At 55.6% G+C, this 7,453-nt stretch carries 1 protein-coding gene; it reads left to right on the top strand.

All coding sequences use genetic code 11. From position 1 onward, the window contains the following. Positions 1-7,453, top strand: a 7,453-nt coding sequence (locus ABWV33_RS22355) for a beta strand repeat-containing protein (protein WP_353333956.1), incomplete at both ends; no start/stop codon positions are given.

Raw genomic sequence — 7,453 nt, 5'->3', positions numbered from 1 at the left:
GCGCCTATCCTGACGGCAAATGTTGACGGAGATGTCGCCGCTGGCGATATCGATGGCAGCAACAACGTGGCTGTTGATATTGTCGAATCCGGTTTTCTTGCAGACGGGACGACCGCAGTTGGTGGGGACAACACGGTCAACGGCTCGTTTGCCTCGGCTGATGTCGACGAAAACGACACCAATGCCAACGATACGTTTTCGATTGTTTCGGGTGGTGGACAGACGCAGAACACGTCGACCTCGGTCACCGGAACCTATGGCACTCTGACGGTCGGCCAAGACGGTGCATGGATCTATACCCTCGACAACACCACAGGTGGTGCGGCGGATATGCTGGATCTTGGGGACACGGATAGTGAGGTATTCACTGTTCAAGTTGCGGATAACAACGGTGGCCTTGATAGCAAAACCGTTACAATCGATATTACCGGTTCCAACGATGCGCCCGTTGTTGGGGGGACTTCGACCCTGACCGGAGAAGTCGACGAGACACGGCAGTTGGGCAGTGCAGTGCCAATGGGCCCAGCTGAAACGGCCGATTCAAACGCCACCACCCTGACTGCAAATGGCACCGTCGACTTTAGCGACGTTGATGCCGATGATACATTTACGGCCACCATTGATGGTGTCACCGCCACGGGGACCTCCCCAGCCACAGCTTTCGGCGCTGGCGTTCTGCAAGGACTGCTGTCGCTGGTGGATACTAATGGTGGAACGCCGGAAATCGAGGTCGCGGAGACCGGGTTCGACTGGAATTTCTCGGCTGATGAGAATCTGTTTGACTATTTGGCTGCGACCGAGTCCCTGGTTCTGACCTATGACTTGACCCTCAATGACAGTGACGGTGGGTCGGACACCACGCAGGTTGTGGTGACCGTGAATGGTGTGGACGATGGCCCCGTCGTGGTTTCAACCAACCCGGTGAACGATACCGAGGGGGATTCCCTCGTGACCGTAGCGGGTACAGAACTGAACCCGATCAATGTCATTCCGCCACAAACCGCGGCATCGGATATTGTCAGCATCAACCTGCTGACAGATGATACAAGTCCAACGTCTGGCGTTCAGATTACCGACATTGTCGAAGTCGATGAAAGCAATACGCCCGTTATTGCCAATGCCACTGTTGTGATGAACAGCGGCAAGGCGCTTGATGGAAGCGATGCTGATGTCTCTGGTGATCTGGCACAGCTGAATGGCTCGGCCACTGCGCCGGGTACTCCGGCGAACCTGTCGTTTACTCAAGGGGTGGATGCGGCCGACATCGAAGGGTTGTTCACTGTCACACCTGCGGGCGTGGTCACCTATGATCGCAACCATACGATCTTTGACAGTCTGGATGCGGGGGAACGGATCACCGTCGATATCAACTATGATGTTGTGTCAGGTGGCGACACCATCAACCGGACTGTGACTTTGACGGTAGAGGGCGAAAACGATGCGCCATTCTTTACCGGAACAACACTAGATTTCAGCGTTGATGTCACCGAATTGGGCGATGGGGATACATCACCGGACGAAAACACGTACAACCACGTGCAAAGCTTGTCTGTTTCGTTTGATGATATCGAACTGACGGACAACCATACTGCATTTATTGTGCCCGTGACCGGTACGGGAACGCCTGCACTCGGCTCTTATATCGGTACGTTCAGCTCTGGCTTCCCACAGGTGGCCACAGGCACCGGTGCAGGTGAGGTGACATTCCAGTTCACCCTCAACGATGGTGACATTGATCAGCTGACTGCCGGTGAGACCGTTATCCAGCGCTACCAAGTGCGCATTAGCGATGGCACTGAACTCATCGCGCAGGATATTGTTGTCACATTGACTGGTACGAATGACGCGCCGGTTATCACCGCCGTCAATGATATGGGCCTTTCGCTTATCGAAGACAGCAATCTGGTTCAGACGGATGCGTCCTCGCCCCAGCAATTGTCGGGTGACGTTGTCTTTGATGACGTTGATGTCAGCGATGGGCTGACGGGCACATCCGCCGAAGATGATGCAGATACGCATACCGTTACTGCGACGTTTGTCTCGGCAACCAAGGATATGGCCAACTTTGCCATGGCAACCCTGCCGACGGGGACATTTGCCTTTGATACCAACGCTGCAAATGGATCGGCCGCGGTATCAAATACTGTGACATGGACCTATACGATCAACGACACCGATTTCGATTATCTCGGTGACGGTGAAATGCTGGCGATGACATTCGACATCGACGTGACGGATAATTCAGGCGCGACCAACGACACAGCCACCCAGCAAATCACAATCACGATCGAGGGCACCAACGACGCCCCAACAATTGGCGTTGTAGATGCAGGCGATATGGCATCGGCCTCCCTGACTGAAGCAAATGGCGCTTTGAGCGTAACCGATACCCTGACCGTGATCGATGTGGACACAACGGATGAGGTCACCGCCTCTGTCACGTCGGCCACAATAAATGCCGGATCATCAACCGGTCCTGACGGTGGTTTGACCACAGCGGATCTGGAAAGCTTCTTCTCGATCACTCCGGCGGCCATTTTGGATGGCAGCACAACCACGGCGCAGCTGACCTGGACCTTTGACAGCGATGTCATGGGTGCGGTTGAGGCGTTTGATTTCCTTGCCGCCAATGAAACCCTGATCATCGATTATGTGATCGAGGTTGATGATGCAAACGGGTCCACAGACACCCAAACCGTCAGCGTGACGATCAACGGCACAGATGATGATCCAACGATTGGTGTGGTCGCGGCTGGCGATAGCGCTGCGGCTATGTTGACAGAAGGCGATGCCGCCCTGATGGCATCTGATACGTTGACAGTTGGCGACGTTGATATCACCGACGAGGTCACCGCCTCTGTCATGTCGGCCACAAGAAATGCCGGATCATCAACTGGTCCTGACGGTGGTTTGACCACAGCGGACCTGGAAAGCTTCTTCTCGATCACTCCGACGGCGATCCTGAACAACAGCACAACGTCGGCGCAGCTGACATGGACTTTTGACAGTGATGTCATGGGGACGGTTGAGGCGTTTAATTTCCTCGCCGCCAATGAAACTCTGATTATCGATTATGTGATCGAGGTGAGCGACGGAAGCGGCCCCACAGATACCCAGACCGTTAGTGTGACAATCACCGGCACCAATGATGCGCCTGTTATTTCGGTAGCTGCAGGGGTGGACTCGGACTCCGCCGCGCTCACCGAGGCAGATGCCGGGTTTGACGAGACTGGCACGCTCAGCGTGGGTGATCTGGACCTCACAGACACTGTTTCGGTCGGATCAATTCTGAAATCGACCGTTATGACCGTTGGTACACCCATCCCATTCACCCCCAGTGAGGTCGCTGCGCTGAACGGATATTTTTCTGTAAACCGCGCTGATGTCATTGATAATGCGTCGACGACCGGAACCATCGACTGGAACTTCAACAGTGGTGCTGAAGCATTTGATTTCCTCGACCAGGGTGACGTGCTGACGATTGTCTATGACGTCACAGCAACGGATAGCGAGACGCAGGACAGCAACGTTCAGCAGGTGACGCTCACCATTACCGGGACAAACGACGCGCCAGTTCTGACCGCGAACGTAGACGGTGACGTGACTGCTGGCGATATCACCGACAACAACGTGACCGTTGGTATCGTCGAAGCCGGTCTTGATACGGATGGCACAACGCCTGTGGGTGCGGATAACACGGTCAATGGCTCGTTTGCCTCGGCGGATGCGGACGCAGATGACACAAATGCCAACGACACGTTTTCGATTGTTCCGAGTGGTGGCCAAAGCGCGACCTCCTCGACCGAGGTTGACGGCGTTTACGGGACCCTCACTGTCGATCAAAACGGCGCATGGATCTATACGCTCGACAACACGGCTGGCGGTGCGGCAGATCAACTTGCGGCAGGCGAGTCCATGCCCGAGATCTTTACCATTCAGGTCGCCGATACAAATGGCGGTACCGACAGTCAAACAGTCACAATCAACGTCGCCGGCTCCAACGATGCACCTGTGATTTCGGTTGAAGGCGGGGACACGGATTCCGCGCCTCTTACCGAAACAGATGCAAAACTGACCGCGAACGGCACCTTGTCGGTTGCGGACATTGATTTGACCGATACGGTTTCGGTTGCGTCTGCGCTGGAGTCCAGCACCCTCAGCGGGGCCACCATGTCCCTGCCCGGTCATTTGGACGATGCAACGCTCGCGACCTTCTTCAGCGTTGATGCGACGGATGTCATCGGCAATGCCGCCACCAGCGGCACGATCAATTGGGACTTTGACAGCCTGACCGAAGCCTTTGATTTCTTGGACCAAGGAGATGAGCTGACCCTTGTGTTCAATGTGACGGCCACGGACAGTCAGAGCAAGGACAGCAATATTGTCCCGGTCACCATCACGATCACCGGGACCAACGATCGGCCTGTGATTGCTGCGGCTGATACGTCGGCTCTAACCGAAACCACGGATGCGACAGGCGTCCCGGCAACGCTGAGCGATAGCGGGATGCTGGATCTCAGTGATGATGATGGCGATGCAACGCACATGATTTCCGAGATCATGAGCAGCGTCGTACACAAGGATGCGGCCGATGCTGTCCTTGCCGATACTGCTGGCGGGGGGAATCCGCCTATTAGTCCGACCCTGTTGACTGCGCTTGATGCTGCCTTCTCGGCGGGTCTGAATACTGGCGATGCGTCCAAGATCGACTGGGCTTTTGATCTGACGGATACAACTGTCGACTTCCTGGCCAAGGATGAGACCCTGCAGATGGTCTATACGATCACTGCTAATGACGGCACGACACCGGGCTTAGGTGATGAATCCAATGCATCTGCCAGCCAGACGGTCACCGTGACAATCACCGGCACCAATGATGCGCCTGAAATTACGACGGCTGCTGTGACGGATAGCGTGACCGAGGACGGGACCACTGTTGCGGATGACCCGACCACAGGTGCGACCGAAGCAGGCGCTTATCTTGCGCTGACCAGTACGCTGGACTTCTCGGACCTGGATCTGACTGACAGCCATATGGCCGCGGCGGCGTTCACCTCTTCGGACAGCGTGGGTGTGGGGCAAGCAGCCGATCAGCAGTACGGCAACCTTGTTGCCAGCGTGACGACCCAGACGAACGGCAGCGTGCCGACGGGGGGAGTGGTGACATGGGACTATGCGGTCGACAATGCGGCGGTGCAGTTCCTGGCCGCTGGAGAAACGATCACCGAAGTCTATACCGTGACTGTCAGTGATGGTCAGGGGGGGACAGATGCCCAGACCGTCAGCATCACCATCACTGGCACCAACGATGCGCCAGAAGTGGCTGTGATCGGTAGCCGCATGTTGAACGAGCAAATCGATACAGCGGATCTGACGGACACCATCGCGGTGACCTTTACAGATGTGGACCTGAACGATGTGGGCCACACGGCCTCGGTCACCGGTGCCACGACCACAGGCGAGGATGATGGTCTGTCGGGTGTCACGCTGGCCGATTTGCTGAGCGCCGGCACAGTGACCAAGGCCACAGGCAGCTCGAACGGTTCGGTTGACTTTACGTTTACCGCTGGTTCGGGCGTGTTCGACTACCTGGCCGCGGGTCAGCACGTCGAAATCACCTACACCGTTCAGATCGATGACGGTGAGATTGCGAACAACACTGGCATGCAAACGGTGGTTGTGCGCGTCGATGGCACCAACGATGCGCCGGTAATCAATACAATCTCGTCGACAACGATCGCAGAAACCACAGATACATCGAACATCACCGATACCATTGCTGTGACCTTTACGGATCAAGACCGTGATGACGTAGGTCACACCGCCTCGATCACTGCGGCAACGGTTCAGATCGGCAACGGCAATGGCCTGACCGAAACGCAGTTGATCAACATGGTAACCCCGGGCACCGTGACCAAGGCTGTAGATGACACCACAGGTTCAGTCAGTCTTGATTTTGATGCACTATCGACCAGCTTTGATTATCTGGGAGCAGGCGAGTCGGTCGTGCTCCGCTATACCCTCGCAATCGACGATCAAGAATCCGCGCGGAACACCGCAACACAAACGTTCGATGTTATAATCGACGGCACCAATGATGCGCCCACGCTGACAATTGACGCCTCTGTGGCCCATATGGAATCCGTGAACGACAATTTCGCCTCATTGGTTGATACCGCTCTGGTATCGACTTCGGATGGCGTGACCCTCAACAAAACTCTGATTGCGGGAACGGCGACGCTGAGCGACCCGGATGCAACGGATTACAGCACCGGCAGCCTGGCCATTGAAGTGGTGGGCGGTGATGCGACCGATTTGCTGAACTTCGAGAATGGCGTGACCATCTCTGGGACCGGTGTTTTTGTGGGTAGTTCGTTTATCGGCTCTATCACGAGTGGTGCTTTGGATGACAATGCGCTGACGATTACCTTTAATGGGAACTCTACTCAGGAAAACGTGCAGACCCTGATCCAGAACATCAATTATCGGACGTCGGATGACACACCCGCAGCCAGCCGGGACATCAACCTGACGCTGCTGGATGGTGACGGTGGGGCAGCTGGTGTTCAGACTGTAACAGTCAACATCACAGCCCAGAACGACAGCCCGACTCCGCTTGCAGACACAGCATCGGCAAATGAAAGCTCAACAGCGGTCTTCAATGTCCGTCTGGGTATTGCAGCCATCGGCGACGAAGACAGCGATCCCGAACAGGTGGTGAATGATCTGACCCTCGTGGGTATTACAGATGTACTAGATACAGCTGGTGATCCGGCGGTCACCTCACCGGACAGTGCCGGTATTGCTGTATCTATACCGGGTACGATGACCACAGATTTTGGCGCTAGCGTAACCGCAAACGATGCCGGTCTCGTCACCTATGACCTGACTTCACCCACGGCGTTCTTCAACTCACTTGGCGAAGGTCAGACGGCGACAGATACATTCACGTACAGCCTGTCCGACGGGCAAGGTGGAACGACCGAAGCAACGGTATCGGTCGAAATTACTGGCGTGAATGACGCGATTAGTGCTTCGAACGACTTGCTGGTGGTGGATGAGAACGACAACGGGCCGGCGACAGGAACGACCGGTGATCTGGTCGCCAACGATGTTGATGTTGATCAGAATGATACCAAAGAAATCATCTCGGTGGTTGCAGGTTCAAATGTAGCGTCAGTTGTTGCCACGGTGTCCGGGTTTGATGTGACACTAAATTCTGGTGTGATTGTCGAAGTGGCCCGAGACGGCACATTTGCGATCAATAACATTGATGCAGCCAGCGGTCAGTTGACCGACGTTCAAAATGGCGGATCTTTCAGCTACACCGTTCAGGACAGTGGCGGCACTCAGGCCACTGCAGTGGCTACCTTCCAGATCACTGGTGATAACGACGCGCCCACGGTTGCGGCGATCACTGCGCCTGCGACGGATGAGGATCAGGCGGCAAGCG

The sequence above is a fragment of the Phaeobacter sp. NW0010-22 genome, from assembly GCF_040365955.1.
Lineage (GTDB): Bacteria > Pseudomonadota > Alphaproteobacteria > Rhodobacterales > Rhodobacteraceae > OMPR01.
The sequence above is the reverse complement of the archived record's forward strand: the minus strand, read 5'-3'. Positions and strand labels throughout refer to the sequence as shown.